Below are 26,040 nucleotides of genomic sequence, written 5' to 3'. Positions count from 1 at the left end.
TCACTTCCTTCCGTCGGAGTCGGGAACCGTGGGGTCGTGCCAGGGGCCGTCCGCCCCGATGAGCGTGTCCGCCTCGGTCGGGCCCCACGTGCCCGGGGCGTAGCGGATGGCGGGAGCGTGGTCGGTGAGGATCGCATCGACGACGCGCCACGCCGCCTCGACCGAGTCCTCCGAGGTGAACAGCGCGCGGTCGCCTTGGATCGCATCCCCGAGCAGCCGCTCGTAGGGCTGGCGCGCCGCCGCCCCCTCGGTCGACGCCACGAGCTCGCGCTGCTCGCCCACGAACTCCTCGCCGGGCGTCTTGACGCGCGCGCCGAGCGCGATCTCCCCGTCCGGCTTGAGCCGGAAGCGCAGGTGGTTGGGGTGCTGCGCCATCATCGCGTCGTCGAACAGCGCCTGCGGCGGCTTCTTGTACTCGACGACCACCTCGTGCGCCGTGACCGGCAGGTTCTTGCCGGTGCGGAGGTACCAGGGGACGCCCGCCCACCGCCACGAGTCGATGAACAGCCTCACGGCCGCGTACGTCTCGACGTCCGACCCGCGCGCGACGCCCGGCTCGTCCCGATAGCCCTCGAACTGCCCCCGCACGATGTCGTTCCTGGTGAGCGGTCGGATCGCGCGGAACACGTTGGCCTTCGCCTCGTGCACCGCGCCGTAGCCCTGGTACGCCGGCGGCTCCATCGCGAGCAGCGCGACGATCTGCAGCATGTGGTTCTCGAGGACGTCGCGCAGCGCGCCCGCGGACTCGTAGAACGACCCACGGCCCTGGACGCCGAAGTCCTCGGCGATCGTGATCTGCACGCTCGCGATGTGGTTGCGGTTCCACACCGGCTCGAGGAACCCGTTGGCGAAGCGGAAGTAGAGGAGGTTCATGATCTCCTCCTTGCCGAGGTAGTGGTCGATGCGGAACACCGACTCCTCGGGGAACGCCCTCCGCACCACCGCGTCGAGCTCCTGCGCGGAGGCGAGGTCGCGCCCGAAGGGCTTCTCGACCACCACGCGCGCGTCCGTGTTCAGCCCCGCGCGGGCGAGGCCCTCGATGACCGTCGCGAACATCACGGGCGGGATCGCGAGGTAGTGGACGGGACGATGCGCGTCCCCCACGGCCTCCCGGAGGGCGTCGAAGGTGGCAGGGTCGCGGTAGTCGCCGTCGACGTAGCGCAGCAGGCCGACGAGGGTGTCGAGCGCCGTGGGATCCGCGTCCGGCACGGCCGCCTCGACGGACTCGCGTGCGCGCCGCTGGAGATCGTCGAGGCCCCACTCCGAGAAGGCCACGCCGACGACGGGGACGTGGAGCTCGTCGGCCACGACCATCCCGTAGAGCGCGGGGAAGATCATCTTGCGCGCGAGGTCGCCGGTCGCGCCGAAGAAGACGAGGACGTCGGAGTGCTCGGCGGTGGTCACGGGGTCGCCTCCCGTGCGCGGGCGGCCGCGGCGGCCGCCTCGACGTCCATGCGTTCCCCGGTGAGCGCCATCGACGCCTCCCACAGGCCGGGGATGCCGGCCTCGATCGGGCCGCGCCGCACCAGCAGCTTGCGGGTCGGCGGGCCCGAGAGCCCCCATCGCGGCCCCCACAGCGTGCCGCCGCGGGCGTGCGGGTCGGTGGCGGCGCGCAGCTGGGGGAGCACGCCCTGCTCGGGCGGCATGCCGCGTTGCTCCGCGTACGCCTCCCAGAACGGTCCCTGCCTGCCGCCGCCGCCCTCGCGCACGGTGCGCTTCTGCAGGTCGGTGTGCGAGATGCCGGGGTGCGCGCAGAGGGCCCGGGCCTCGGCGCCCGCGGCGCGCAGCGCATCGTCCAGACCCAGGGCCGTCTGCAGGGCGGCGAGCTTGGACTGGCCGTACGCGCGCCAGTCCTCGTACTCGCCGTCGAGGTTCGGGTTGGCGGGGTCGACCGACGTCGCGTTGAGGCGCGCGATCGACGTCAGGGTGACGATGCGCGCCGCCGGGGCCGCGAGGAGGCTGGGGAGGAGGCGCGAGACCAGCGTCCAGTGGCCCAGGTGGTTGACCGCGAGCTGCATCTCGAAGCCGTCCTCCGTGCGGCGCTCGGGCATCGCCATGACGCCGGCGTTGGCGAGGAGGATGTCGATCGACGGGTGCGCCGCGAGGATCGTCGCGGCCGCGTCGCGGACGCCTGCCTGCGAGGCCAGGTCGAGCGGCACGGTCTCGAGCGAGGCCCCCGGGACCTCCGCGAGGACCGCCGCCCGCGCATCGTCCGTCTTGGCGGGGTCGCGCGCGGCCATCACGATGTGCGCGCCGCGGCGCGCCAGCGCGATCGCGGAGGCGAGGCCGAGCCCGCCGTTCGCGCCGGTGATGACGGCCGTGCGGCCGGTGAGGTCGGGCATGTCGTCGGCGGTCCAGCTCATGTGTGCTCCCTCGTGTGTCCCCACAGGCCAACCTAGAACGAGGTGCGCATGTTCCGCCGGGCGACCTAGGGTGGGGCGAGGGGGACTTGGGAGGCCATCATGAGCGCGTTGCACCTGCTCTCCGCCGCCGGGGTGTCCGTGTGGCTCGACGACCTCAGCCGCGACCGGCTCGCGTCGGGCTCGCTCGCCGAGGAGATCCACTCGCTGTCGCTCGCGGGCGTCACGACGAACCCGTCGATCTTCGAGGCCGCCGTGTCCGGGTCGTCGCAGTACGACGAGCAGCTCTCCGCGCTCGCCGCGCGCGGGGCGACCGCCGAGGAGGCCGTGCGCGAGATCACGACGGCCGACGTGCGCGACGCGTGCGACGTCCTCCACCACGTGTACCGGCACACGCACGGCGTCGACGGGCGCGTGTCGATCGAGGTGGACCCCCGCCTCGCGCACGACTCCATCGGGACGATCGAGCAGGCGCGGGAGCTGTGGGACGAGGTCGGGCGCGAGAACCTCATGATCAAGATCCCTGCGACGGTCGAGGGCCTGCCGGCGATCACGACCGCGCTGTCCGAGGGCATCTCCGTCAACGTCACGCTGATCTTCTCGCTCGCCCGCTACCGGGCGGTCGTGGACGCGTTCCTGTCCGGGGTCGAGGGCGCCGTGGCGGCGGGACGCGACGTGTCGCGGCTGGGATCCGTCGCCTCGTTCTTCGTCAGCCGCGTCGACACCGAGGTCGACAAGCGGCTGCGCGCGATCGACCCGAACTCCGGGCTGTGCGGGATCGCCGCGATCGCGAACGCGCGGCTCGCGTACGAGCAGCACGAGCACGTCCTCACCACGCAGCGCTGGGCGGCGCTCGCGGAGAAGGGCGCGCGGCCGCAGCGGCCGCTGTGGGCGTCGACCTCGGTCAAGGACCCCGCGTACCCCGACACGATGTACGTCGACGAGCTGGTCGCGCCCGGCGTCGTCAACACGATGCCGGAGGCGACGCTGCGCGCGTTCGAGGACCACGGCGAGGCGCACGAGGGCGGCTGGAACACCATCGAGGGGACGTACCACGAGGCCCAGTCCGCGTTCGCGCACCTGGAGAAGGTCGGGATCGACATGGCGGACGTGACCGCGCAGCTCGAGCGCGAGGGCGTCGACAAGTTCATCGCATCGTGGGAGGGCCTGCTCGCGACCGTGGGCGAGGCGCTCGCGTGACCGCCGTCCTGGCGGTGCGGCGCGCCGACATCACGACGCTCGGCGTCGACGCGATCGTCAACGCCGCCAACTCGTCGCTGCTGGGCGGCGGGGGAGTGGACGGCGCGATCCACCGGGCGGCCGGGCCGGGTCTGCTCGAGGAGTGCATGGGGCTGCGCGGGTGCGCGGTCGGGTCCGCGAAGATCACCGGCGGTCACGCGCTGCCCGCGCGGCACGTCATCCACGCGGTCGGGCCGGTGTGGCACGGGGGCGACCAGGGCGAGGAGGCGCGGCTCGCGTCCGCCTACGCCACGTCGATCGCGCTCGCGCAGGAGCACGGGTGCCGGTCGATCGCCTTCCCCTGCATCTCGACCGGGGCGTTCGCCTATCCGGCCGAGGAGGCCGCGCGCGTGGCGGTGCGCTCCGTCGGGCGGGCGCTGGCCTCCGCGCCCGGGGTCGAGGAGGTCATCTTCTGCGTGTTCTCCGACGCCGATCTGGCCATCTACCGGGAGCTTCTCGGGCGGTAGGGTGCCTGGGCGTGGGGGTGCGGGTGTGAAGGCGCGAGGCTGTCGGGGTGCTGTGGTGAATGTGCGTGGTCGTGGGGTGCTGCTGTGAAGGTGCTGCTGTGAAGGTGCGGCCGTGAGGGCGCTGCGGGGCGCCGCCGCCGCTGAGGCGGGGGAATGGCTGCGCGGGCGCATCGGCACGTGGGCGACCGTGGGTGGCGTCGCCGGCACCGGCTTCGAGGCGTACGCCCGCATCCTCCACCCCGTGCCCGCGCGACGGCTCTCCTGGGAGGACCCGGGCGGCGGCATGGTCCCGCGCGTGGTCGAGGAGCGCGAGTGGACGTGGGCGTCGGTGGCCGATGCGGTCGGCGGGGTCGTGCACCCGCTGGTGCAGTGGCACGCGCTCGCGGGCGACGAGGAGTTCGTCCGGCTCGACGACGGGTGGGAGATCGGGCCCACGCGCGACGGCTGGCTCGAGCCGCGTCTCTGGGCGGCGCTCGTGCCTCATCTGCCGGAGGGCGACGGGGCTTCGCCGGTGACGCTCGGGATCTGGGCCGGGTACAGCGAGCTGCACCCCGGCGGGCGGCACGTGATCATCGCGACCCGCGCCGACGATGCAGGCGTCGATGCGGGTGCCGGCGCTGCTGGCGGCTCCGGTGCCGGTCCGTCGCCGGACGTTCCCGTGCTCGCGGAGGACGTGGTCGAGGCGGTCGCGCGCGGAGAGCTGCTCGAGATCCCTGGGATGGAGGGGACGGGCCGCGAGTACCTGATGCTGTCGGGTGCGCTGGCCGAGCTCGCCGACCCCGACTGGGGCTTCGGGGCGGGGATCGGGTGGTGGGCGCCGTTCCGCGAGCCGATGCCGCAGTACGCGTGGCCCGCCGACCATGGGTGGCTCGTCGCGAGCGAGATCGACTGGGACTCGACCATCGTCGCGGGCTCGCGCGGGGTGGTGGATGCGGTGCTCGCGGAGCCGGGCCTCGAGGCGTTCGAGGTCGGCCCCGACGACCGGCTCGACTGGGACGGCGACACCGTCAACCCGCCCCGTTCGTAGACGTGCGGGGCACTCGCGCCCGCCCTCGCGTCGGCTTCTCGACCAGTCCTTGCGGGGGCGTTTCGCGCATCGTCCCTGGTGCGCGCGGCGGTGGTGCCGCGGCGTCGTGGCGCCGCGGGGTGATGTCCCCGGTCTCGTGGGGTGGGGAAGTTATCCTCCCTGGTATTCCTGTGGATTCTGGCCGGTGTGGTTGTCAGACCCTCGTGGTGGACTGGGTTCATGACGTTCTCCGCGGCCCGCCTCACGACTGCGTTGGCCGCGTTGCGCCACTTCGAGGGTGCGGACCTGGATGCGTTGGGCGAGGAGGAGTTCGGGCTGTTCCAGGAGTGCGTGGCGTCGGTGTACCGCCACGCGGGCGTGGCCGCGGCGGACGCGGGGGCCGCCGTGCAACGACGCTCGGCGCGCGAGCGGGGCGCGAACGGGTGGGCACGCCGCCACGGGCACGCGAACGCACGGGGCAAGGTCGCCGAGGATCTTGGTATCGGTGAGGGGGAGGCGCAGAAGCTCATCGATGCGGGCGACTCGGCGAAGAAGGAGAGGTATCCGCTGATCGCGGCCGCGCATGAGGAGGGACGGATCGGAGCCGGCGCGGTCACGGTGTTGACCGACACCCTCGACTCCCTGACCGAGGTTCCTGAGGGGCTGGAGGCCAGGCTGGTGGCGAAGGCGGAGCGGTTGTCGTTGCGGGATCTGCGGCGGGCGTGCGAGCAGCTGCGGGCGCGCCTGGACCGGGAGGCGTTGGCTGCGAAGGAGCGCCGCCACCGTGACCAGCGTGCGCTGGTGATCTCGCGTGACGCCGACGGCATGACCCGGCTGTCGGCGCGTTTGGATGTGGCGTCGGCGGCACCGATCGTGGCGTGGGTCGACGCCCAGCTCAAGGACGCCTTCCAGCGGCGCCAGGACGATCCTGTGCTGGCGCAGGCGGATCGGCGCACCGCGGTGCAGGTGAGGGTGGACGCGTTGGCGATGCTCGCCCAGCATGGGCTGGGCTGCGACCGGCCCGGGTCGGGGGTGCGCACCGAGGTCATCGTCCGCGTGAACAAGGCCGACCTGGAGGACGACCTGGCCATGGGCTCGTGCGACTCGCTGCCGGGCCCGATCACCGTGGGCACGATGCGGCTGATGGCCGTCGACGCACGGATCCTGCCCGTCGTGATGGGTGGGGACTCGGTGCCGTTGGACTGGGGTCGTGCACGCCGCCTGTACACCGCCGATCAACGCAAGGCGCTGATGGAACGTGACGGCGGCTGTGCGTGGTGCCTGGCACCACCGACGTGGTGCATCGTGCACCACTGGCGCTATTGGGGTCGCGACGGCGGCCGCACCGACCTCAAGGACGGAGCAACTCGTTAATACACCGGCTGCGCGTCGCGACACTCGGTGGCCGGGCTGGGACTAGAGCTCGGGAGCCGTGGGGGCAAACTTTGCGGGCCGGAGCTTCTGCGGTCGGCGGCGTCCGAGTGCCAGCGGGCGAATCCGGCGCTCGAAGTACGCGACCGCCGCGAGTGCCATCACGTGATTGTGCGTGATGCGCTTGGCCGCCGCAGGCAGCGCGAAGTCTGGATCCTCGAAGTGCGACGCGATGGTCTGAACGTGAGTCAGTTCGGCGTCGGTCATCGTCAGTGCGCGGTCTGCGAGGTCATCCTCGCCATAGGCCCAAAGGCTCGAAGCGCATGTTTCCTTCGAGAAGTGGACGCTGAACTGCGGAATTGGCGTGAGCAGTCTCTTCCAGCCGCGATTGGCGCGAAGTTCTCTCAGCATGCCCTGAGCCTACTGAGCACTCCGACGTCAGGGCTTAGCGCGCGGCGCGATCAGGCGCACCGCATGTGCGCCCAACGGGGTCCCGCTGTGCACCGGCTGCCACGTCAGGCTCCACACCACCGACTGGGAGCTCGAGATGCGCGACGGCAGACCATGGTTCATCTCACCGGCCACCATCGACCCCACCCGGACCCCCATCCAAGGTGGCATCGCACGACTCCACATCGACCTCGACGACCACCACGACGAACAAGACGCCGCATGACCACGGGAGAACTCTGCCCGCTACCGGTGCACCACGACCTTGCCGATCATCGACGACGACTCCACGCGCCGATGCGCCTCGCGCAGGTTGGCCGCCGTGAACCCCTCGAGGAGCTCGTTCGCGGTCGTTCGCACAAGCCCGCGCTCCGCGAGGTGGGCGACCTCCGCGAGGTACTCGCCCTGGCGGCCGAGGTCGGCGGTCCCGTGCAGGGCACGCGCGAACATGTACTCCCAGTGCACCGACATCGACTTGGGCTTGAGCGGCGCGATGTCCTCGAAGCCGCCGTCGATCACGACCACCTGAGAGAACGGGCGCCCGATCTCCGCGAAGGCGCCGATGTTGCCCGGCGTGAAGGCGGAGAAGATGTGGTCGACGCCCTCCGGGGCGGCCCCGAGCACCGCCGCCGCGAGGTTCCGGTGGTCGACGACGGCGTCCGCGCCCATCGCGGTCGCCCACTCGGCCGAGGCCTCGCGGCTCGCGGTCGCCAGCACGCTGAGGCCGGTGGTGGCCTTCGCCAGCTGGATCGCCGCCGAGCCCACCCCGCCCGCGCCCCCGACCATGAGAAGCGTGCCCTCCGAGCGTGGCTCGAGCCGCAGGTGGTCGCGGAACGCCTCCATCGCGGTGAGCGCCGTCAGGGGCAGGGCCGCGGCCTCCGCGAAGGTCCAGGTCGACGGCAGATGTGCGACGATCCGATGGTCGACCGCCTGGTACTCGGCGTTCGAGCCCGCGCGGCCGATGTCTCCGGCCCACCAGACATGGTCGCCCGGGGCGAAGCCGGCCACCTCCGCGCCGACCGCCTCCACCACGCCCGCCCCGTCGTAACCCAGGACCCGCGGAGAGTCGGGCGTCGAACGCGAGACGCGCACCTTCACGTCCACCGGGTTGACGGACACCGCCTCGACCCGGATGAGCAGGTCGAGGGGACCGTGGTCGGGCATCGGCAGCTCGACGTCGACGAGCGCCTCGTGGCTCTCGATCGGGAGCCCGGCGAAGGCGGCGATGGCGTGCATGGCGATCCCTTCTCGCCCTTCGACAGTACGCCCGGGAGGGTCAGCCCGACCCGACGATCGCGGTCACGATCCCCACCAGCGCGAACGCCGCGCCCGCGATCGCGAACGCTCGCGTCGGGGCGTGCCGGACATTGAGGAGGTAGCCCGCCACCGCGAGCAGCAGCGCGACCCAGGCGAGCGTCGGCACCGTGAGGCCCACCACGCCCAGCGCCGTCGACGCGATCGCGAGCGGGAACGCGACCTCCGGGTCCCGTCCCTTCGGGGGTTCCTCGCCGGTCAGGGCCCCACCTCGGCCCGCACCCGGTCGAGCGCGTCCCGATAGATGCGCGCCACCGCGTCGAGCATCGCGTTCGCGTCCTCGTTCACCTGCTGTCGCGCCGGGTCCGCCTCGAACCAGGCGACCGCCTCCGCGACGCCCTGCTCGAACGCCACCCGCGCCTCCCAGCCCGGCACCAGGCGCCTGATCTTGGAGGTGTCGTAGACCGCCGGATGCATCTTGTCGCCGTAGATCGAGCCCGCCTCCGACGGCCGCGCCGCCACCAGCGCGTCCGACGGCACGCACACCACCTGCGCCGCGAACTGCTCCGGCGTCAGTCCCGCCGCGGCCGCGATCGCCGCGTGGATGCCCCTCCAGGTGAGCGCCTCGTCCGAGGTGATGTGGACCGCCTCCCCGAGCGCCGCCTCGTTCCCCAGCAGCCCCAGCATCCCCGCCGCCACGTCCCGCGCGTGCGTGAGCGTCCACAGCGACGTGCCGTCGCCCGGGATCACGATGTCCGCGCCCCGCCGCATCCGGTCGACCAGCGTCCACGGATGCGAGCTGTTGCCCGTGTAGCCCGGGATCTTCGACGGGCCGTACGTGTGCGCCGGCCGCACGATGGTCCACGGGATTCCGCTCGCCCGCAGCACCGCCTCGCACTCCGCCTTGAGGCGCGCGTACTCCCAGTGGAGGTTCTCCTGCTCCGTGTCCTCGGTGAGCGGGTGGAGCCGGTCGAACGTCTTGTAAGCGGCCGAGGTCGCCACCAGCACGTACTGGTCCGTGAGCGGGGCGAACGTCTCGACATCCGCCGCCACCTGCTCGGGCGTGAACGCGATGAACTGCACCACCGCGTCGAAGCGCTCGCCCCGCAGCCGCATGCCGTGCAGGGCCTCCCGCAGGGCCGATGCGTCGGTCGCGTCCGCGTGGATCGATGCCGTGCCTGGGGGAGCCTCGAGCGGCGAGCGCCCGCGGGTGACGAGCGTGAGATGGTGGCCGGCCGCCGCGGCCTGGGAGGCGAGCTCGGACGAGATCAGGCCCGTGCCGCCGACGATGAGGATGCGCATGCCCCGAGCCTAGGACGGCCCCTGAGAAGCGCGCTCGGATGCCGGAAACGGAGGCCCCGAAAGTCGTGGGATATGCCCCTTTTGCACGGGTGCCGCTGATGCAGTCCGGGGAGTACCGTGGGTCCATGGTCGAGGACCTGGTGCCGAATCTGAGGGCGGCGCTTGGGGGGATCCTCCCGGCCGGCTGGAGGGACGCCGCGCCGTGGGGTTATCCCGCTCAGAGCGAGCTTGCCCTCATCACGGGCGTGTTCGCATCGCAGCTGCCGGAGCAGGCGGTCGGCGACATCGCCGACTCCGTCATGCGCCGCCGACCCGGCAGCAGCCTCGACAACCTCGTCGAGCTCGCCGCGATCGATCCGGTCGACCTCCGCTCGATCCTCGGCGACCGCTGGGGCGACTCCACCGTGCTCGGCGTCCCGCGCCGGCGCGCCGACGTCATCCACGAGGCCGCCCGCCTGCTCACCCACTCGGGCGTGAGGTCCGCCTTCGACATGCAGGACGCGATCCGCACCCGCACCGACGAGGTCGCGAAGCTGCTGCTCTCGATCCGCGGGCTCGGCCCCGGCACCTGGGCGTCCATCGCCTTCATGGTGCACGCGCCCATCCCGCCCAACGACGACGTCGTCGCCCTCGTGAAGGATTCCCTCGCGGGATCCGCCGAGGACGCCGAGGTGGTCGACGCGATGGACCGCTCCGCCATCGGCGACCTCATCCGCCGGACGGCGCACCGCCTCGGCTCCGACGAGCGCGTGCTGAGCTACGGCCTCCACCGCGTCGCCGACGAGCGCGCCCGCAACGCCGGGATGTTCATCGCCAAGTAGGCAGGGGGTCAGTAGACCGCCCGCGCCAGCAGCGCGACGAGCACGGACCCGCCCCGCGTGCGCTGCTCCGCGACCCGCTGGAAGCCCAGGTGCTCGTGGAACGTCACCGAGCCCGGGTTCGGCGGGTCGAGCTGGACCTCCGTGGTCACCTCGCTGGCGCCGCGCTCGCGCGCCCGCTCGAACACCGACTCGTAGAGCGCGCGACCCACGCCCGTGCCCTTCGCCGACGGCGCCACCACGATCCGGTCGATGTACTGGTGACGCACCCCGCGGTCCTCGAACCAGCGGTAGTTCTCGGACTCGTACGGCTGGCCCATGCCCAGGCTCAGCAGGAACGCGATGACCTCGCGGTCCCGGTTCGTCGCGACGAGCGCGACGTCGCTCATCGCGTGCAGCGCCGCGAGCTCGTCCTCCTCGAGGAGGTTGACCGCGGGCGAGGCGCCCGCGTTGAGCGCCGTGACCGCCGGCACGTCGGCGGCGCGCATGACGCGCAGTCGCAGGTTCTGCATGGTCACATTGTGCCTGGTCGATGTGTCGGGAATGTGTCCTACGGGTGGAGCAGGAGCTTGCCCGACGTCGTGCGCGACTCGAGCGCACGATGCGCCTCCGCGGCCTCCTCGAGCGCGTAGCCGTGGTCGATCCGCACGCTGAGGTCGCCGAGCAGGATCCCGTGGAAGATGTCGCTCGCGCGCCACTCCCGCTCCTCGGCGTCCGCCGTGAAGTCGCCCAGCGTCGGCCGGCTCAGCAGCACCGAGCCCGCGGAGTTGAGCCGCTGCGGGTCGACCGGGTCGACCGGGCCCGAGGCGGCCCCGAAGAGGACCATGGATCCCCGTCGGCGCACCGATGCGAGCGAGCCGTCGAACGTCGTGCGGCCCACGCCGTCGTAGACGGCCGCGACGCCCTCGGGGACGATGCGGCGCACGGCCTCCGGGAGGTCGCGGGTGATGTCGTCCATGAGGTCGTAGCGCAGCACGTGCGACGCGCCCGCCTGCTCTGCGATCCGCACCTTGTCGGCCGAGCCGACCGTGCCGATCACCGTCGCGCCGCGCGCGACCGCCAGCTGCGTGAGGAGCAGCCCCACGCCGCCCGCGGCGGCATGCACCAGCACCGTGTCGCCCGGCATCACTGCGTAGGACGAGGTGACGAGGTAGTGCGCGGTGAGCCCCTGGAGCATCGCGGCCGCCGCCATGTCGAGCTCGACGTCCTCGGGGACCCGGTAGAGGTCGGTGACCGGCACGCGGATGTACTCGGCGTAGGAGCCCTGCGTGAAGGCCCACGCGACCCCCTCGCCCTCGACGAAGTCGTGGACGCCCTCGCCCACCTCGACGATCTCGCCGGCGCCCTCCTTGCCGGGGACGAACGGCAGCTCCATGGGGTATACGCCCGAGCGCTGGTACGTGTCGACGAAGTTGACGCCGGCCGCCTCGACCCGCACCACGACGTGCCCGGGCGTGGCGACCGGACGCTCGAGCTCGACCAGCTCGAGCACCTCCGGACCACCGGGCCGCGTCACCTGGATCGCTCTCACATCACGCATGGTACGTCGTGCTACACAGCCTCATGCATGGGCATGTATGGTTATGCATATGAGCATCCGTGTCGCCGTCTCAGGCGCCTCCGGCTATGTCGGCGGCGAGGTCCTGCGCGTGTTCTCCGCTCATCCCGACGTGGAGTTCGGCGCCCTCACCGCGCACTCGAGCGCGGGTGACGCGCTCGGCGCGCACCAGCCGCACCTGCGGCACCTCGCCGAGCGGGTGGTCGTCGAGACCACGCCCGAGAACCTCGCCGGGCACGACGTCGTGGTCCTCGCGCTGCCGCACGGCGCCTCCGCCGAGATCGCCGCCCAGCTGCCGCCCGAGACCCTCGTCATCGACTGCGGTGCCGACCACCGCCTCGAGAGCGCCCAGGCCTGGGCCGAGTACTACGGCGGCGATCACGCCGGCACCTGGCCCTACGGCATGCCCGAGCTCATCACGCCCACCGGCCACCAGCGCGACGCGCTCCCGGGCACGAAGCGGATCGCGGTCCCCGGCTGCAACGTCACCGCGGTGACCCTCGGCCTCCAGCCCGGCGTCGCGGCCGGCGTCGTCGACCCGTCCGACGTGGTCGCCGTCCTCGCGAACGGCTACTCGGGCGCCGGCAAGAAGCTCGCGGTGCCGTACCTGGCGTCCGAGGCGCTCGGCAGCGCGCAGCCCTACGCCGTCGGCGGCTCCCACCGCCACATCCCCGAGATCGTCCAGAACCTCACCTCCGCCGGGGCGGCCGACGTCCGCCTCAGCTTCACGCCCACCCTCGTGCCGATGGCGCGCGGCATCCTCGCGACCGTGACCGCGCCGCTCGCGACGGGAGTGAACGTCGAGGCCGTCCGCGCCGCCTGGGAGGACGCCTACGCCGACGAGCCCTTCGTCCACCTCCTGCCCGAGGGCCAGTGGCCCACGACGGCCGCCACGCTCGGCGCGAACACGGCCCTGATCCAGGTCGCCGTCGACGGCAAGGCGGGCCGCGTGGTCGTCGTCGCCGCGATCGACAACCTCGTCAAGGGGACCGCGGGCGCCGCCCTCCAGTCGATGAACGTCGCCCTGGGCCTGCCCGAGACCACCGGCCTCACCACGATCGGAGTGGCACCGTGAGCGTCACCGCAGCACAGGGATTCCTCGCCTCCGGCGTCGTCGCCGGCCTCAAGAGCACCGGCGCGCGCGACGTCGCCGTCGTCGTCAACGAGGGCCCCTCCAAGGTCGCCGCCGGCGTCCTCACCTCGAACCGCGTCGTCGCCGCCCCCGTCACCTGGACCCGCCAGGTCCTCGCTGACGCGCGGGTCGACGCCGTCGTCCTCAACTCGGGCGGCGCGAACGCCGCCACCGGGCCCGACGGCTTCCTCGACACCCACCGCACCGCCGAGCACGTCGCATCGTCGCTCCAGGGGAGCGGCCGCGACATCGGCCCGGGCGACGTCGCCGTGTGCTCGACCGGACTCATCGGCGTGCGCCTGCCCATGGGCCGGCTCCTCGACGGCGTGGACGATGCGGTGGCGGCCCTGGCGGCCGACGGCGGCGCCGATGCGGCCCTCGCCATCATGACCACGGACACGGTACCCAAGGAGGCCGCCGTCGAGGTCGACGGCTGGACCGTCGGGGGCATGGCCAAGGGCGCGGGCATGCTCGCCCCGGGCCTCGCGACGATGCTGTGCGTCATCACGACGGACGCGCAGATCGACGCGGCCACCGCGGACGAGGCCCTGAGGGAGGCCGTCCGCACCACCTTCAACCGCGTCGACTCCGACGGCTGCATGTCCACCAACGACACCGTGCTGCTGCTCGCGAGCGGCGCCACCGGCATCGTCCCCGAGCCCGACGCCTTCCAGGCGGCCCTCACCGAGGTGTGCGCGACCCTGGCCCGGGGCCTCGTCGCCGACGCCGAGGGCGCGAGCCACGACGTCGCCGTCACCGTCGTCAACGCCACCACCGAGGACGCGGCCGAGGCCGTCGCCCGCGCCATCACCCGGTCCAACCTCTTCAAGGCCGCGATCTTCGGCAACGACCCCAACTGGGGCCGCATCATCTCCGCCGCCGGCACCGTCCCCGAGGAGGTGGCACCCTTCGACGCGACCGCGCTGGACGTCTCCGTCAACGGGGTCCAGGTCTGCCGCGCCTCCGGCGTCGGCGACCCCCGCGAGGGCGTCGACCTCTCCGGCCGCGAGGTCCTCGTCGAGGTCGACCTCCACGCCGGCGGCGCCCGGGCCACCGTCTGGACCAACGACCTCACCCACGACTACGTCCACGAGAACAGCGCGTACTCCTCATGAACCTTGACCTCACGCCCCAGCAGAAGGTGAGCGTCCTCATCGACGCCATGCCGTGGATCGAGACGTTCCGCGGCGCCACCGTCGTCATCAAGTACGGCGGCAACGCCATGATCGACGACACCCTCAAGCGCTCGTTCGCGCAGGACATCGTCCACCTGCGCCTGCTCGGCCTGCACCCGGTCGTGGTGCACGGCGGCGGCCCTCAGATCTCCGGGATGCTGTCGAAGCTCGGCATCGAGTCCGAGTTCCGCGGCGGCCTGCGCGTCACCACCCCCGAGGCGATGGACGTGGTCCGCATGGTGCTCACCGGCCAGGTGTCGCGCGAGCTCGTGGGCCTCATCAACGACCACGGTCCCTACGCCGTCGGGCTGTCGGGCGAGGACGCCGGCATGCTCCAGGCCAAGCGCCGCCACGCCGTGGTCGACGGCGAGCCGGTCGACGTCGGCCTCGTCGGGGACGTCGTCAAGGTCAACCCCGGCGCCATCGTCGACATCATCGAGGCCGGCCGCATCCCGGTCGTCAGCACCGTCGCGCCCGACGTCGACGACCCCACCACGGTCCTCAACGTCAACGCCGACACGGCCGCCGCCGCCGTCGCCGTCGCCCTGCGCGCCCGCAAGCTCATCGTCCTCACCGACGTCGAGGGGCTCTACGGCGACTGGCCCGACAAGGACTCCCTGATCTCCGAGATCAACGCGAGCCACCTCGAGGAGATGCTGCCCTCGCTCGAGTCCGGCATGCGGCCGAAGATGGAGGCATGCCTGCGCGCCGTCCGCGGAGGGGTGCCGCAGGCCCACGTGATCGACGGCCGCGAGGCCCACTCGATCCTGGCCGAGGTCTTCACCTCCGCGGGCTTCGGCACCATGGTGCTCCAGGACAAGGAGGTCTGGGTATGAACGGGCAACCGCTGGCGACGCACGGAGAGGCGGGCCTCGAGCGCGGCCGCGTCGAGCTCCAGCGCTACGACCACGCCCTCATGGGCACCTACGGCGAGCCCCTGCGCGTCCTCACGCGCGGCGAGGGGTCCTGGGTCTGGGACGCCGACGGCAACCGCTACCTCGACCTGCTCGGCGGCATCGCCGTCAACGCGCTCGGTCACGCCCACCCCGCATGGGTGGCCGCCGTCACCACCCAGGCCGCGACCCTCGCGCACGCCTCCAACTTCTTCGCGACCGAGCCGCAGATCCGCCTCGCCGAGCGCCTCATCGAGCTCGCGCAGGCGCCCCACGGCTCCCGCGTCTTCCTCTGCAACTCCGGCACCGAGGCCAACGAGGCCGCCTTCAAGATGGCCCGCAAGACGGGCAAGGGGACGATCATCGCCCTCGAGGGCGGCTTCCACGGCCGGTCCATGGGCGCGCTGTCCATGACCCACAAGGAGGCCCTCCGCGCCCCGTTCGCGCCGCTGCTCGAGCGCGTCGTCTTCGTCGCCCCCGAGGTCGCGGCGCTCGAGGAGCCCGTCGCGTCGGTGGGTGACGACCTCGCCGCGGTCATCCTCGAGCCCATCCAGGGCGAGGCCGGCGTGCGGCCCGTCTCCCACGACGTCCTCGCCGCCGCCCGCGAGCTCACGCTGCGGCACGACGCGCTGCTGATCATGGACGAGGTGCAGACCGGAGTCGCCCGCACCGGCGCCTGGTTCGCGCACCAGCTCACCGGCGTGCACCCCGACGTCATGACCCTCGCCAAGGGGCTCGGCGGCGGCTTCCCCGTGGGCGCCGTCGTCGCCTTCGGCGAGCGCGCCGGCGCGCTGCTCACCAAGGGCGAGCACGGCACCACGTTCGGCGGCAACCCGCTCGCCGCCGCCGCGGCCAACGCGACGCTCGACACCATCGAGGAGCTCGGGCTCATCGCGAACGCGAAGGCCGTGGGCGAGCACCTGCGGACCGCCCTCGAGGCCCTCGACGGCGTGGTCGAGGTGCGCGGCGAGGGGCTCATGCTCGGCATCGGCCTCGCGGCCCCCGTGAGCGCCGCCCTCGCGCGCGCCGCGGTCGACGCCGGCTTCATCGTCAACCCGCCCTCGCCGGACACCATCCGCCTGGTGCCCGCCCTCACGCTCACCCGGCCCGAGGCCGACCTCTTCATCGCGTGGTTCGCCGAGCACGGCACCCGCCTCATCACGGAGAACCCATGACCGACAGCGCCGTCCGCCACTTCCTCCGCGACGACGACATCACGGCCGCCGAGCAGCGCGAGATCCTCGAGCTGGCGCTCGCGTTCCGCCAGGACCGCCACCTTCACCAGCCCTTTGCGGGGCCCCAGGCCGTCGCGGTGATCTTCGACAAGCCCTCGACCCGCACCCGCGTGTCGTTCTCGACGGGCATCGCGGAGCTGGGCGGCTACCCGCTCGTCATCGACTCGGCGACCTCGCAGCTCGGCCGCGGGGAGCCCGTCGCCGACACCGCGCGCGTGCTCGAGTCGATGGTGAGCGCGATCGTGTGGCGCACCTTCGGCCAGCACCTCATCGAGGAGATGGCGGCCCACTCGCGCAAGCCGGTCGTCAACGCCCTCACCGACTCGTTCCACCCGTGCCAGATCCTCGCCGACCTCGCCGCCGTGGCCGATGCGCGCGGGGGAGTGGACGCCCTCGCCGGGCTCACCCTCACGTACGTGGGCGACGGCGCCAACAACATGGCGCACTCGTACCTGCTCGGCGGCGCGCTCGCCGGCATGCACGTCCGCGTCGGGGCGCCTGCCGACTACCAGCCCGACGAGCGCATCGTCCTCGACGCGAAGCGCATCGCGGCCGAGCAGGGCGGCTCCGTCACCGTCACCACGGATCACGACGATGCGGTCGCCGGCGCCGACGTCATCGCCACCGACACGTGGGTGTCGATGGGCGACGAGGAGCAGTACCAGGTGCGGGCCGGCGTCTTCGGTGCGTTCCAGGTCGACGCCCGCACGCTCGAGCTCGCGAACCCGGGGGTCCAGGTGCTCCACTGCCTGCCCGCCTACCGCGGAAAGGAGATCACCGCCGAGGTCATCGACGGCCCGCAGTCGATCGTGTGGCTCGAGGCCGAGTACCGCCTCCACGCGCAGAAGGCGCTCCTCACGTGGCTGGTGACGCGATGAGCGGCCACACCGTCCCGCAGACGAAGGCCGCCCGCCAGGCGCTCGTGCGCCAGCTCATCGAGACCGCCTCCGTCGAGTCGCAGAGCCAGCTCGCCGTGCTCCTCGAGCGCCAGGGCATCCACGCGACCCAGGCGACGCTGTCGCGCGACCTCGAGGAGATCGGCGCGGTCAAGGTGCGCAACGCGGAGGGCCGCATCACGTACGCGACCCAGGCGATCCTCGAGTCGATGGAGGACACCGGCGCGCGCCTCAACCGCCTGTGCGCCGAGCTGCTCCACTCCGCGGCCGGCAGCGCCAACCTCACCGTGCTGCGCACCCCCGCCGGGGCCGCGCAGTTCCTCGCGATGGCCATCGACACGCACGAGGACCCGGAGGTCCTGGGAACCGTCGCCGGCGATGACACGATTCTCGTCATCGCGGCGGACCCCCACGGCGGGGAGAGCCTCGCGAGCAAGTTCCTGCACCGCGCCAGCGGTCTGTAGTCCCATCTCAAGGTAAGGAAGAAGAACATGGCAGAGCGCATCGTGCTGGCCTACTCGGGAGGCCTCGACACCTCCGTCGCCATCGGCTGGATCGCGGAGGCGACCGGCGCCGAGGTCATCGCGGTCGCGGTCGACGTCGGCCAGGGCGGCGAGGACCTCGAGGTCATCCGTCAGCGCGCGCTCGACTGCGGTGCCGTCGAGGCCTACGTCGCCGACGCGCGCGACGAGTTCGCCGAGGAGTACTGCATGCCGGCGCTCAAGGCGAACGCGCTCTACCACGACAAGTACCCCCTGGTCTCGGCCCTGTCGCGGCCCGTCATCGTCAAGCACATCGTCAAGGCGGCCCGCCAGTTCGGCGCGTCGACCATGGCCCACGGCTGCACCGGCAAGGGCAACGACCAGGTCCGATTCGAGGTCGGCATCGTGTCGATGGCCCCCGACCTCAAGTGCATCGCGCCCGTCCGCGACCTCGCGCTCACGCGCGACAAGGCGATCGACTACGCCGAGCGCAACGCGCTGCCCATCGCGACCACGAAGAAGAACCCCTTCTCGATCGACCAGAACGTGTGGGGCCGCGCCGTCGAGACCGGCTTCCTCGAGGACATCTGGAACGCGCCCACCAAGGACATCTACGACTACACCGACGACCCGGCCTTCCCGCCCGTCCCGGACGAGGTCGTGCTCACGTTCGAGCAGGGCGTCCCCGTCGCGATCGACGGCCAGGCCGTGTCGCCGCTGCAGGCGATCGAGGAGATGAACCGCCGCGCCGGCGCGCAGGGCATCGGCCGCATCGACATCGTCGAGGACCGTCTCGTGGGCATCAAGAGCCGCGAGATCTACGAGGCGCCCGGCGCCATCGCGCTCATCGAGGCGCACAAGGAGCTCGAGAACGTCACCCTCGAGCGCGAGCTCGCGCGCTACAAGCGCCGCGTCTCGCACGAGTGGACCGAGCTCGTCTACGACGGCATGTGGAACGCCCCGCTCAAGGGCGCGCTCGACTCGTTCATCGACGAGACCCAGCGCCACGTCAACGGCGAGATCCGCATGGTCCTCCACGGCGGCAAGGCCGTGGTCACGGGCCGCCGCTCGGAGACCGGGCTGTACGACTTCAACCTCGCGACCTACGACGAGGGCGACACCTTCGACCAGTCGGCGGCGCGCGGCTTCATCGAGATCTACGGCCTCGCCGCGAAGCAGGCGGCGGCGCGCGAGTCGCGCCTGTCCTAGGGTCGGAGCAGGGCATCGCGGCGGCCGCGCCCGGGGAGGGCGCGGCCGCCGCACCACTATCTAAGGAGCAGGTCATGGCAGGGGAGACCAACGAGGGAGCGCTCTGGGGCGGACGCTTCGAGGGCGGGCCCGACGCGGCGCTCGCGCGGCTGTCGAAGTCCACGCACTTCGACTGGCGCTACGCGGACGACGACCTCCTCGGCTCGATCGCCCACGCGCACGGCCTCGAGCGGGCGGGGCTGCTCACGGCCTCCGAGGCGGGGGAGATGGTCGCGGCCCTGGAGACGATGCGCGTCGACGTCCGCGCCGGCACCCTGCTGCCCTCCGAGTCCGACGAGGACGTCCACGGCGCGCTCGAGCGGCTGCTGATCGAGCGGATCGGCCCCGACCTGGGCGGCAAGCTGCGCGCCGGCCGCTCGCGCAACGACCAGATCGCGACCCTGCCGCGCATGTACCTGCGCCGCCACGCGCGCCTGATCGCGTCCGAGCTGCTCGACCTCGTCGACGCGCTGCTCGGCCAGGCGGACCGCCACATCGACGCGCCCATGCCCGGCCGCACCCACTTCCAGCACGCGCAGCCGGTGACCCTCGGCCACGCGCTCATGGCGCACGCGTGGCCGCTGCTGCGCGACGTCGAGCGCCTCACGGACTGGGACGCGCGCGCCGCGTTCTCCCCGTACGGCGCGGGCGCGCTGGCCGGGAGCACCCTCGGGCTCGACCCCGCCGCCGTGGCGTCCGAGCTCGGCTTCCTGGGCCCCTGCGAGAACTCGATCGACGCGACCGCCTCGCGCGACGTGGTCGCCGAGTTCGCGTGGGTCGCCGCGATGATCGGCGTCGACCTGTCGCGGATCTCCGAGGAGATCATCGCGTGGGCGACGGTCGAGTTCGGCTTCGTCGCGCTCGACGACGCGTACTCCACCGGGTCGAGCATCATGCCGCAGAAGAAGAATCCCGACATCGCCGAGCTCGCGCGCGGCAAGTCGGGCCGGCTCATCGGCGACCTCACGGGCCTGCTGGCCACGCTCAAGGGCCTGCCGCTTGCGTACAACCGCGACATCCAGGAGGTCCACGAGCCCGTGTTCGACGCGGTCGACACGCTCGAGGTGATCCTGCCGGCCTTCACCGGCATGGTCCGCACGCTCGTGTTCCGTACCGAGCGCCTCGCCGAGCTCGCGCCCGCGGGCTTCTCGCTCGCGACCGACATCGCCGAGTGGATGGTGAAGAACGGCACCCCGTTCCGGGAGGCCCACGAGGTCGCCGGCGCGTGCGTGCGCCTGTGCGAGCGGCGCGGCAAGGAGCTCCACGAGCTCACCGAGGACGAGATGGCGGCCATCCACCCCGAGCTCACGCCCGGTGTGCTGGAGGTGCTCACCGTCGACGGCTCGCTTGCCGCGCGCGACGGCGCCGGCGGCACCGCACCGTCCCAAGTGGTCGAGCAGGGCAAGGCGGCGCGTGCGCGCGTGCGCCACTTCCGTCCCTGGACGACGGCCTGACGTCCCTGATAGTCCGGCGACCGGGGCGCGCGGCCTCAACGCCGCGCCCCGGCACGCCGATATGTCCGGCATGACCGTCCGTCCTGTCGTCTCGACGCTTCTCGCCGTCGTGCTCGCGCTCGCCGGCCTCACGGCCGTGGGCAGCCCCGCCGCGGCCGCCGAGCCGGACGTCGTGCAGGGCTCGCGCGCAGCCATCGTCGCCGGCGCCGCGTACGTGGTCGAGCGGGAGATCGGCTACGGCAGGACCACCGGCTACGGGCACTCGTCCCGGCGCGCCGGGCCCACCAAGGTCGCCGGGGTGGGCGAGGACGTGCGCATCTCGTGGAAGGACGGCTTCCTCGACTGCTCGGGACTCGTGAGGTACGCGTACTCGCGCGCCGGCATCGACCTCGGCGAGGGCGGCACCAACACGCAGGTGTCGCAGTTCTACCCGCTCGGGGACGCCGCGGCCCTGCCCGGCGACGTCGTGTTCTTCGGCGAGGTGTGGGATGGGAGGACGGCGTCCCAGAAGGACTTCCGCGACCCCGAGACCGGCGTGTGGTGGAACGTCACCCACGTGTCGATCACGGACGGCACGGGGCACGACTACGAGGCGATCGCGCCCGGCAGCGTCGCCGCGTACGGCAACGTCTCGACCCGCGACGGGTGGTTCATCGGCTACTTCCGGCTCAAGGCGGAGCGAGGCACGCTCGACGGCGCAGTGCCGACCTCGGGAACCGTCGGGTCCGCGATCACCACCACGACCGGCGGCACGGTCGAGTGCGGCAGCGCCAACCCCGACCGCGACGCGTCGAGCCAGTACTGCCACGGCGTCCGCGAGTGGGTCGTCGACGTGGACGGCGACGACAGCGCCGACATCGTCGACCTCGCGGGCGTCACCGCCGCGAGGGCCGCCGACGGCGAGTCGCGCGGCTGGCGGGTGTCCCGCGGGTCTCCCTCGATGGGCCGCTGGACCGCGGCCCTCGACTCGGCCGGCGCCATCGGCGAGCTCGCGTACGGGGACTTCGACGGGGACGGCCTCACCGACGTCATCGACTTCACGGGGCGCACGCGCGCCGACGCCGGCGGCGGCGAGGACTTCGGCTGGCTCGTCGCGTACGGCACCGAGACGGGCGCCTTCACGCCGTGGGAGCGCGTCCGCAAGACCACGATGACCCCGGCGACGCTCGAGTTCACGCTGGGCGACTTCGACGGCGACGGCGCGACCGACGTGCTGTGGTTCACCGGCGTGGCGAAGGCCGAGGCCGAGCCCGGGCAGCCGTCGGGCTGGGTGATCTCGTACGGCGGGCCGCGCGGCACGATGACCGGGTGGAGGGCCGCGCTCGCCTCGACCGCGACGCCGACGGGTCAGCAGCTCGCTACCGGCGACTTCGACGGCGACGGCCGCACGGACGTCATCCAGTTCACCGGCCGCGCGCAGGCCGACGCCAAGGCCGGCCAGGTCTACGGCTGGGTCGTCTCGTACGGGCGCGAGTCGCGCACGATGACCTGGCAGGCGACCGTGCTCGGCAGCACCGCGTCGCCCGCCGCGACCGCGCTCGAGCTCGGCGACTTCGACGGCGACGGATCCACCGACGTGCTCGCCCTCACGGGCGCCGGGTGGACGCTCTCGCACGGTGGGGTGCGCGGCGACATGACGCCCGCGGTCACGGTCCGCGACTACGACGTGACCCCCGCATCGTCCACGCTCACCCTCGGCGACTTCGACGGCGACGGCCGCACCGACGTGCTGTGGTTCACGGGTCGGACGAAGGCGAAGGCCGCCGCGGGCGAGCCGTACGGGTGGAGCATCGCCTACGGACGCGGCGACGGGACGATGACCCGCTGGCAGGCGGCCACCAACCGGGGGATCACGCCGCGGTCGCGCGAGCTCGCGCTCGGCGACGTCGACGGCGACGGCAGCACGGACATCCTGTATTTCACCGGGGTGAACCGGAAGGCCGCGGACGGCGGCGCCTACGGGTGGCGGGCCTCGTGGGGCGGCACGCGCGGGCGGCTCACGGCCTGGTCGACGGTGCGCAGCACAGCGATCACGCCGAGCCAGTGGCTGCTGAGCGTCACTCCGCTGTGACGCCCTCCTCGACGCTGACCTCGGTCGCGCCCGTGAGGCTGAGAAGGTCCTCGTAGGCGATCTCGAAGACCGAGTGCGGCGTGCCCGCGGCCGCCCACAGCTCGCCGTGCTTCTTGAGCTCGACGTCGATGTACGTGGGGATCGGGTTCGCGTACCCGACGGGTGCGACACCGCCGATCGGCTGCCCGGTCGCGCCGCGCACCGTGGCGGCATCGGCGCGGGAGATCACGCGCACGCCGATCTGCCGCGCGAGGAGGTCGGTGTCGACGCGATGCGAGCCGCTCGTCAGCACGAGGATGGGCGCGCCGTCCGCGACGAAGACGAGGCTCGACGCGATCGCGCCCACCTCGCAGCCGAGCGCGGCCGCGGCCTCCGCCGCCGTCCGCGTCGAGTCGGTGAGCGTGCGCACCTGCGAGTGCAGGCCGTGCGCGCCGAGCAGGTCGATGATCTTCGCGCTCGAAGGGTGCATGACTCCACCGTAGACCGGGAGCCTTGTCGGACCCCCGACATACCGTGGTCGGGATTGGAAGGGGGAGGCCATGTACGGGCTCATCGGTCAGCTGCGGACCACGGAGGCGGGACGCTCGGAGGTCGTCGCGGCCCTGCTCGAGGGGGCGCGCGACATGCCGGGCAACGTCGCGTACCTCGTCGCGGAGGACGCCGAGGATCCGGCCTCGGTCTGGGTGACGGAGGTGTGGGAGTCGGAGGCGGAGCATCGTGCCTCGCTCGACCTGCCATCCGTGCGGGCCGCGATCGCGCGGGCCCGGCCGCACCTGACCGGGATGGGGATGCGGGTCGTCACGAGACCCATCGCTAGCCTGGACGCGTGAATCCGTCGATCTCCGCGCTTGCCGCCGCGGCACGGGAAGCACCGGCACGGCTCGGCGGGACACGCCTCGTGCTCGTGGACGGGCCCGCGGGGGCGGGGAAGTCCACGCTCGCGAACCGGATCGCGGTCGCGCTCGGCGGGCGGCCCTCGGCCGGCGCCGGCACGTTCGACCCCGAGGCGCCGCCGCCCGACGTGCTGCACGGCGACGACATGTACGAGGGCTGGAGCGGTCTCGCCACGCTCGACCGCGTCCTCGTCGACCAGATCCTCGCGCCGCTCGCGCAAGGAGATGCCGGTGCGTTCCGGATGTGGGACTGGCATCGATCGCGGCGCACCCACACCGTCCCGGTGCCGCCGCGGCCGTTCCTCGTGATCGAGGGCGTCGGCGTCGCGTCCCGGGAGGCGCGTGAGCTCGCGTCCCTCGTCGTCTACGTCGACGCGCCCTGGGAGACGCGGCTCGCCCGCGGCCTCGAGCGCGACGGTGAGGCGATGCGGGGCGAGTGGCTGCGGTGGAACGAGACCGAGGGCGCGCACCTCGAGGCGTCGGGCGTGCGCACCGCCGCGGACGCGGCCGTCGACGGCACCCTGCCGGTCCCGGGTTGAGGGCCGCCTCGACCGCCGCATCGTCCTGGCACAATGTCACCCATCATGACTGAGCACCTTCTCGACGAGCTCGCCTGGCGCGGGCTGATCTCGCAGACCACCGGCGACGACGAGCTGCGCGCGGCTCTCGATGAGGGACCCATCACCCTCTACTGCGGCTTCGACCCGACCGCGCCGAGCCTGCACATCGGCAACCTCGTCCAGATCCTCACGGTCCGCCGCTTCCAGCTGGCCGGCCACAAGCCGCTCATGCTGGTCGGCGGCGCCACGGGACTCATCGGCGACCCGAAGATGGCGGGGGAGCGCACCCTCAATCCGGTCGAGGTCGTTCACGCCTGGGTCGAGCGCATCCGCGGCCAGATCGAGCCGTTCATGTCCTTCGAGGGCGAGAACGCCGCCCGCATGGTCAACAACTACGAGTGGACCAAGGACATGTCCGCGATCGAGCTGCTGCGCGACGTGGGCAAGTACTTCCGCCTCGGCACGATGATCGCGAAGGACACCGTCGCGCGTCGCCTGCACTCGGACGAGGGCATCTCGTACACCGAGTTCAGCTACCAGGTCATGCAGGGCATGGACTACCTCGAGCTGTACCGCCGCTACGGCTGCACGCTGCAGACCGGCGGCTCAGACCAGTGGGGCAACCTCACGTCGGGCACCGAGCTCACCCGCAAGGCCGAGGGTGTCAGCGTCCACGCGCTGTCGACGCCTCTCATCACCAAGGCGGACGGCACCAAGTTCGGCAAGACCGAGTCCGGCACCGTCTGGCTCGACGCCGCCATGACCAGCCCGTACGCGTTCTACCAGTTCTGGCTCAACCAGGCGGACGCGGACGTCGTCAACTACATCAAGGTCTTCACCTTCCTCACGCGCGAGGAGATCGAGGCCCTCGAGGTGAAGGTCGCCGAGGAGCCCTTCCGTCGCGAGGCCCAGCGCACCTTGGCGTGGGAGGTCACGACGCTGGTGCACGGCGAGGCCGCGGCCCAGGGTGCGGTCGATGCGTCGCAGGCGCTGTTCGGACGCGGCGAGCTCGGCTCGCTCGACGAGTCCACGCTCGCCGGCTGTGCGCAGGAGCTCGGGGGAGCGGAGGTGCCCGCCGGCACGACGATCGTGGACGCGCTCGTCGCGGCCGGCATCGTCGACTCGAAGTCGGCGGCGCGGCGTGCGGTCCAGGAAGGCGGTGCGTACGTGAACAACGAGCGGGTCGACGACCCGGAGCTCGCTCTCGGTTCCGACCACGCGCTCGCCGGCGGCTGGGTCGTGGTGCGTCGCGGAAAGAAATCGGTGGGAATCGTGAGGCCGGTCGCCTGACCAAGGCGGCCGGCCTCCGGTCCATCCGGGGGTCTTCCAGGGGTGACGCTCGCGACACGCCCGGGATGCACGCGATTTGACCGGTGGCACACGGTGCCCGTAATGTTTTCCACGTCGCCGCAAGGAACGCGCCAGGCAGGGACTGAACAAGGTCCTGCAGGAGACGCCCCGGTGACGATGATCCGATGGAAGCGGCGGGCATTCGTGCCCCGCACCACTCGAAGGATCACCGACGAGCTCTTGTTCGTTTCTTTGGTGGAAAGTCAGGCCCGAGGGGCCGATTTGACACGGGGAAATGATGAGAGTAAGTTAGAAGGGTTGCCCCGAGCGAGGTCCTGAATAAGGGTCGAGGCGGTGCGCGTCCGAAACTTGAGAACTCAACAGTGTGCCACATGTCGATGCCAAAACCCGGCATCCCTTCGTTTGAGGGGGTGCAGGATTCCTTTGGTAGACAACGAAATGTCAGCAATGATGTTTTGTTCGATGTCAGAGGTCAAATAAGTCTCTTCGGAGACGTACTCTGTAATGTTGTATGCCACGTTCTGTGGTTGTACGCCATTCATTTACGGAGAGTTTGATCCTGGCTCAGGACGAACGCTGGCGGCGTGCTTAACACATGCAAGTCGAACGGTGATGAAAGAGCTTGCTTTTTCTGATCAGTGGCGAACGGGTGAGTAACACGTGAGTAACCTGCCCCAGACTCTGGGATAACCTCGGGAAACCGGGGCTAATACCGGATACGCGACTCCACCGCATGGTGAGGGTTGGGAAAGTTTTTCGGTCTGGGATGGACTCGCGGCCTATCAGCTTGTTGGTGAGGTAATGGCTCACCAAGGCGACGACGGGTAGCCGGCCTGAGAGGGCGACCGGCCACACTGGAACTGAG

At 71.9% G+C, this 26,040-nt stretch carries 26 protein-coding genes and 1 rRNA gene; 18 read left to right on the top strand and 9 right to left on the bottom strand.

The window, feature by feature from the left end:
• Positions 1-1,404, bottom strand: coding sequence for a glucose-6-phosphate dehydrogenase (zwf, locus tag AOM07_RS08170; RefSeq protein ID WP_062312681.1), 1,404 nt, complete (start codon positions 1,402-1,404; stop codon positions 1-3).
• On the bottom strand, positions 1,401-2,363 hold the full coding sequence (locus AOM07_RS08165; RefSeq protein WP_062312679.1) for an SDR family NAD(P)-dependent oxidoreductase: 963 nt from the start codon (positions 2,361-2,363) through the stop codon (positions 1,401-1,403). Before AOM07_RS08165 ends, zwf begins: the two co-directional genes overlap by 4 nt.
• A 99-nt stretch (positions 2,364-2,462) precedes the next feature.
• On the opposite strand from AOM07_RS08165, the gene tal reads away from it, so the two are divergent.
• The 4 genes from tal (at position 2,463) to AOM07_RS08145 (ending at position 6,446) form a co-directional block, all read left to right on the top strand.
• On the top strand, positions 2,463-3,560 hold the full coding sequence (tal, locus tag AOM07_RS08160) for a transaldolase (RefSeq protein ID WP_062312677.1): 1,098 nt from the start codon (positions 2,463-2,465) through the stop codon (positions 3,558-3,560).
• On the top strand, positions 3,557-4,066 hold the full coding sequence (locus tag AOM07_RS08155; protein ID WP_062312675.1) for an O-acetyl-ADP-ribose deacetylase: 510 nt from the start codon (positions 3,557-3,559) through the stop codon (positions 4,064-4,066). The genes tal and AOM07_RS08155 overlap by 4 nt, the downstream gene beginning before the upstream one ends.
• Positions 4,067-4,178: 112 nt before the next feature.
• Positions 4,179-5,093: a hypothetical protein gene (locus AOM07_RS08150; protein ID WP_062312673.1), complete on the top strand. Its 915-nt coding sequence runs from the start codon at positions 4,179-4,181 to the stop codon at positions 5,091-5,093.
• Positions 5,094-5,312: 219 nt separating this feature from the next.
• Positions 5,313-6,446, top strand: a complete 1,134-nt coding sequence (locus AOM07_RS08145) for a DUF222 domain-containing protein (protein ID WP_062312671.1) — start codon at positions 5,313-5,315, stop codon at positions 6,444-6,446.
• A gap of 42 nt (positions 6,447-6,488) precedes the next feature.
• On the opposite strand, the gene AOM07_RS14715 is transcribed toward AOM07_RS08145, so the two are convergent.
• The 4 genes from AOM07_RS14715 to AOM07_RS08130 form a co-directional block, all read right to left on the bottom strand.
• Positions 6,489-6,854 (bottom strand): hypothetical protein, encoded by a 366-nt coding sequence (locus tag AOM07_RS14715; RefSeq protein ID WP_156171874.1) that lies wholly within the window; start codon positions 6,852-6,854, stop codon positions 6,489-6,491.
• A 285-nt stretch (positions 6,855-7,139) separates the two neighbouring features.
• Complete coding sequence (locus AOM07_RS08135; protein ID WP_062312667.1) at positions 7,140-8,129, bottom strand: zinc-binding alcohol dehydrogenase family protein; 990 nt, start codon at positions 8,127-8,129, stop codon at positions 7,140-7,142.
• A gap of 40 nt (positions 8,130-8,169) precedes the next feature.
• The gene (locus AOM07_RS14710; RefSeq protein ID WP_156165474.1) at positions 8,170-8,331 is read right to left on the bottom strand and encodes a hypothetical protein; all 162 of its coding nucleotides are present in this window, start codon (positions 8,329-8,331) and stop codon (positions 8,170-8,172) included.
• A gap of 74 nt (positions 8,332-8,405) precedes the next feature.
• Positions 8,406-9,449 (bottom strand): NAD-dependent epimerase/dehydratase family protein, encoded by a 1,044-nt coding sequence (locus AOM07_RS08130; RefSeq protein WP_062312665.1) that lies wholly within the window; start codon positions 9,447-9,449, stop codon positions 8,406-8,408.
• A 125-nt stretch (positions 9,450-9,574) separates the two neighbouring features.
• Here AOM07_RS08130 and AOM07_RS08125 point away from each other — a divergent pair, with 125 nt between their 5' ends.
• Positions 9,575-10,270, top strand: a complete 696-nt coding sequence (locus AOM07_RS08125) for a hypothetical protein (RefSeq protein WP_156171873.1) — start codon at positions 9,575-9,577, stop codon at positions 10,268-10,270.
• Positions 10,271-10,278: 8 nt separating this feature from the next.
• Here AOM07_RS08125 and AOM07_RS08120 read toward each other — a convergent pair whose 3' ends face one another.
• Both AOM07_RS08120 and AOM07_RS08115 read right to left on the bottom strand, forming a co-directional pair.
• Complete coding sequence (locus tag AOM07_RS08120; RefSeq protein WP_062312662.1) at positions 10,279-10,779, bottom strand: GNAT family N-acetyltransferase; 501 nt, start codon at positions 10,777-10,779, stop codon at positions 10,279-10,281.
• 38 nt (positions 10,780-10,817) lie between these two features.
• On the bottom strand, positions 10,818-11,807 hold the full coding sequence (locus AOM07_RS08115) for a quinone oxidoreductase family protein (RefSeq protein ID WP_062312660.1): 990 nt from the start codon (positions 11,805-11,807) through the stop codon (positions 10,818-10,820).
• Between the two features lie 43 nt (positions 11,808-11,850).
• On the opposite strand from AOM07_RS08115, the gene argC reads away from it, so the two are divergent.
• The 9 genes from argC (at position 11,851) to AOM07_RS08070 (ending at position 22,411) form a co-directional block, all read left to right on the top strand.
• Positions 11,851-12,900: an N-acetyl-gamma-glutamyl-phosphate reductase gene (gene argC / locus AOM07_RS08110; protein ID WP_228374422.1), complete on the top strand. Its 1,050-nt coding sequence runs from the start codon at positions 11,851-11,853 to the stop codon at positions 12,898-12,900.
• Complete coding sequence (gene argJ / locus AOM07_RS08105; protein ID WP_062312657.1) at positions 12,897-14,072, top strand: bifunctional glutamate N-acetyltransferase/amino-acid acetyltransferase ArgJ; 1,176 nt, start codon at positions 12,897-12,899, stop codon at positions 14,070-14,072. The genes argC and argJ overlap by 4 nt, the downstream gene beginning before the upstream one ends.
• Positions 14,069-14,968: an acetylglutamate kinase gene (gene argB, locus AOM07_RS08100; protein WP_062312655.1), complete on the top strand. Its 900-nt coding sequence runs from the start codon at positions 14,069-14,071 to the stop codon at positions 14,966-14,968. The genes argJ and argB overlap by 4 nt, the downstream gene beginning before the upstream one ends.
• The gene (locus AOM07_RS08095) at positions 14,965-16,200 is read left to right on the top strand and encodes an acetylornithine transaminase (protein WP_062312653.1); all 1,236 of its coding nucleotides are present in this window, start codon (positions 14,965-14,967) and stop codon (positions 16,198-16,200) included. Before argB ends, AOM07_RS08095 begins: the two co-directional genes overlap by 4 nt.
• Entirely contained in the window at positions 16,197-17,138 is a 942-nt protein-coding gene (argF, locus tag AOM07_RS08090; RefSeq protein WP_062312651.1) for an ornithine carbamoyltransferase, read from the top strand. Before AOM07_RS08095 ends, argF begins: the two co-directional genes overlap by 4 nt.
• A complete protein-coding gene (gene argR, locus AOM07_RS08085) occupies positions 17,135-17,620 on the top strand; it encodes an arginine repressor (RefSeq protein WP_062312649.1) in 486 nt (161 codons plus the stop codon). Before argF ends, argR begins: the two co-directional genes overlap by 4 nt.
• Before the next feature lie 27 nt (positions 17,621-17,647).
• Positions 17,648-18,847, top strand: a complete 1,200-nt coding sequence (locus AOM07_RS08080) for an argininosuccinate synthase (protein ID WP_062312647.1) — start codon at positions 17,648-17,650, stop codon at positions 18,845-18,847.
• Between the two features lie 74 nt (positions 18,848-18,921).
• Positions 18,922-20,340: an argininosuccinate lyase gene (gene argH, locus AOM07_RS08075; RefSeq protein WP_062312645.1), complete on the top strand. Its 1,419-nt coding sequence runs from the start codon at positions 18,922-18,924 to the stop codon at positions 20,338-20,340.
• Positions 20,341-20,410: 70 nt separating this feature from the next.
• Positions 20,411-22,411: a C40 family peptidase gene (locus tag AOM07_RS08070; RefSeq protein ID WP_062312643.1), complete on the top strand. Its 2,001-nt coding sequence runs from the start codon at positions 20,411-20,413 to the stop codon at positions 22,409-22,411.
• Here the strand turns inward: AOM07_RS08070 and AOM07_RS08065 are convergent.
• Positions 22,398-22,880: a YbaK/EbsC family protein gene (locus AOM07_RS08065; protein WP_062312641.1), complete on the bottom strand. Its 483-nt coding sequence runs from the start codon at positions 22,878-22,880 to the stop codon at positions 22,398-22,400. The genes AOM07_RS08070 and AOM07_RS08065 overlap by 14 nt on opposite strands.
• A gap of 70 nt (positions 22,881-22,950) precedes the next feature.
• On the opposite strand from AOM07_RS08065, the gene AOM07_RS08060 reads away from it, so the two are divergent.
• The 4 genes from AOM07_RS08060 to AOM07_RS08045 form a co-directional block, all read left to right on the top strand.
• Positions 22,951-23,241: a putative quinol monooxygenase gene (locus AOM07_RS08060; RefSeq protein ID WP_062312638.1), complete on the top strand. Its 291-nt coding sequence runs from the start codon at positions 22,951-22,953 to the stop codon at positions 23,239-23,241.
• On the top strand, positions 23,238-23,843 hold the full coding sequence (locus AOM07_RS08055; protein WP_156171872.1) for a uridine kinase family protein: 606 nt from the start codon (positions 23,238-23,240) through the stop codon (positions 23,841-23,843). The genes AOM07_RS08060 and AOM07_RS08055 overlap by 4 nt, the downstream gene beginning before the upstream one ends.
• A gap of 45 nt (positions 23,844-23,888) precedes the next feature.
• Positions 23,889-25,154 (top strand): tyrosine--tRNA ligase, encoded by a 1,266-nt coding sequence (tyrS, locus tag AOM07_RS08050; protein WP_062312635.1) that lies wholly within the window; start codon positions 23,889-23,891, stop codon positions 25,152-25,154.
• Positions 25,155-25,716: 562 nt separating this feature from the next.
• Positions 25,717-26,040, top strand: a 16S ribosomal RNA gene (locus AOM07_RS08045); the annotation flags it as partial.

The sequence above is a fragment of the Demequina rhizosphaerae genome (assembly GCF_000971255.1).
In the GTDB taxonomy this organism is placed as follows: domain Bacteria; phylum Actinomycetota; class Actinomycetes; order Actinomycetales; family Demequinaceae; genus Demequina; species Demequina rhizosphaerae.
Note: the sequence above shows the minus strand (reverse complement) of the source record. Positions and strands in the feature narration are given on the sequence as shown.

What these genes read in the sequence shown, in the direction of transcription:
- tyrS (WP_062312635.1), top strand. Translation starts at nt 23,889, where the DNA reads ATGACTGAGCACCTTCTCGACGAGCTCGCCTGGCGCGGGCTGATCTCG.
- tal (WP_062312677.1), top strand. Translation starts at nt 2,463, where the DNA reads ATGAGCGCGTTGCACCTGCTCTCCGCCGCCGGGGTGTCCGTGTGGCTC.
- argF (WP_062312651.1), top strand. Translation starts at nt 16,197, where the DNA reads ATGACCGACAGCGCCGTCCGCCACTTCCTCCGCGACGACGACATCACG.
- AOM07_RS08060 (WP_062312638.1), top strand. Translation starts at nt 22,951, where the DNA reads ATGTACGGGCTCATCGGTCAGCTGCGGACCACGGAGGCGGGACGCTCG.
- argC (WP_228374422.1), top strand. Translation starts at nt 11,851, where the DNA reads ATGCATATGAGCATCCGTGTCGCCGTCTCAGGCGCCTCCGGCTATGTC.
- argB (WP_062312655.1), top strand. Translation starts at nt 14,069, where the DNA reads ATGAACCTTGACCTCACGCCCCAGCAGAAGGTGAGCGTCCTCATCGAC.
- AOM07_RS08065 (WP_062312641.1), bottom strand. Translation starts at nt 22,880, where the DNA reads ATGCACCCTTCGAGCGCGAAGATCATCGACCTGCTCGGCGCGCACGGC.
- AOM07_RS08120 (WP_062312662.1), bottom strand. Translation starts at nt 10,779, where the DNA reads ATGCAGAACCTGCGACTGCGCGTCATGCGCGCCGCCGACGTGCCGGCG.
- argH (WP_062312645.1), top strand. Translation starts at nt 18,922, where the DNA reads ATGGCAGGGGAGACCAACGAGGGAGCGCTCTGGGGCGGACGCTTCGAG.
- AOM07_RS08145 (WP_062312671.1), top strand. Translation starts at nt 5,313, where the DNA reads ATGACGTTCTCCGCGGCCCGCCTCACGACTGCGTTGGCCGCGTTGCGC.
- AOM07_RS08080 (WP_062312647.1), top strand. Translation starts at nt 17,648, where the DNA reads ATGGCAGAGCGCATCGTGCTGGCCTACTCGGGAGGCCTCGACACCTCC.
- argR (WP_062312649.1), top strand. Translation starts at nt 17,135, where the DNA reads ATGAGCGGCCACACCGTCCCGCAGACGAAGGCCGCCCGCCAGGCGCTC.
- AOM07_RS14715 (WP_156171874.1), bottom strand. Translation starts at nt 6,854, where the DNA reads ATGCTGAGAGAACTTCGCGCCAATCGCGGCTGGAAGAGACTGCTCACG.
- AOM07_RS08135 (WP_062312667.1), bottom strand. Translation starts at nt 8,129, where the DNA reads ATGCACGCCATCGCCGCCTTCGCCGGGCTCCCGATCGAGAGCCACGAG.
- AOM07_RS08115 (WP_062312660.1), bottom strand. Translation starts at nt 11,807, where the DNA reads ATGCGTGATGTGAGAGCGATCCAGGTGACGCGGCCCGGTGGTCCGGAG.
- AOM07_RS08130 (WP_062312665.1), bottom strand. Translation starts at nt 9,449, where the DNA reads ATGCGCATCCTCATCGTCGGCGGCACGGGCCTGATCTCGTCCGAGCTC.
- AOM07_RS08125 (WP_156171873.1), top strand. Translation starts at nt 9,575, where the DNA reads ATGGTCGAGGACCTGGTGCCGAATCTGAGGGCGGCGCTTGGGGGGATC.
- AOM07_RS08095 (WP_062312653.1), top strand. Translation starts at nt 14,965, where the DNA reads ATGAACGGGCAACCGCTGGCGACGCACGGAGAGGCGGGCCTCGAGCGC.
- AOM07_RS08070 (WP_062312643.1), top strand. Translation starts at nt 20,411, where the DNA reads ATGACCGTCCGTCCTGTCGTCTCGACGCTTCTCGCCGTCGTGCTCGCG.
- AOM07_RS08165 (WP_062312679.1), bottom strand. Translation starts at nt 2,363, where the DNA reads ATGAGCTGGACCGCCGACGACATGCCCGACCTCACCGGCCGCACGGCC.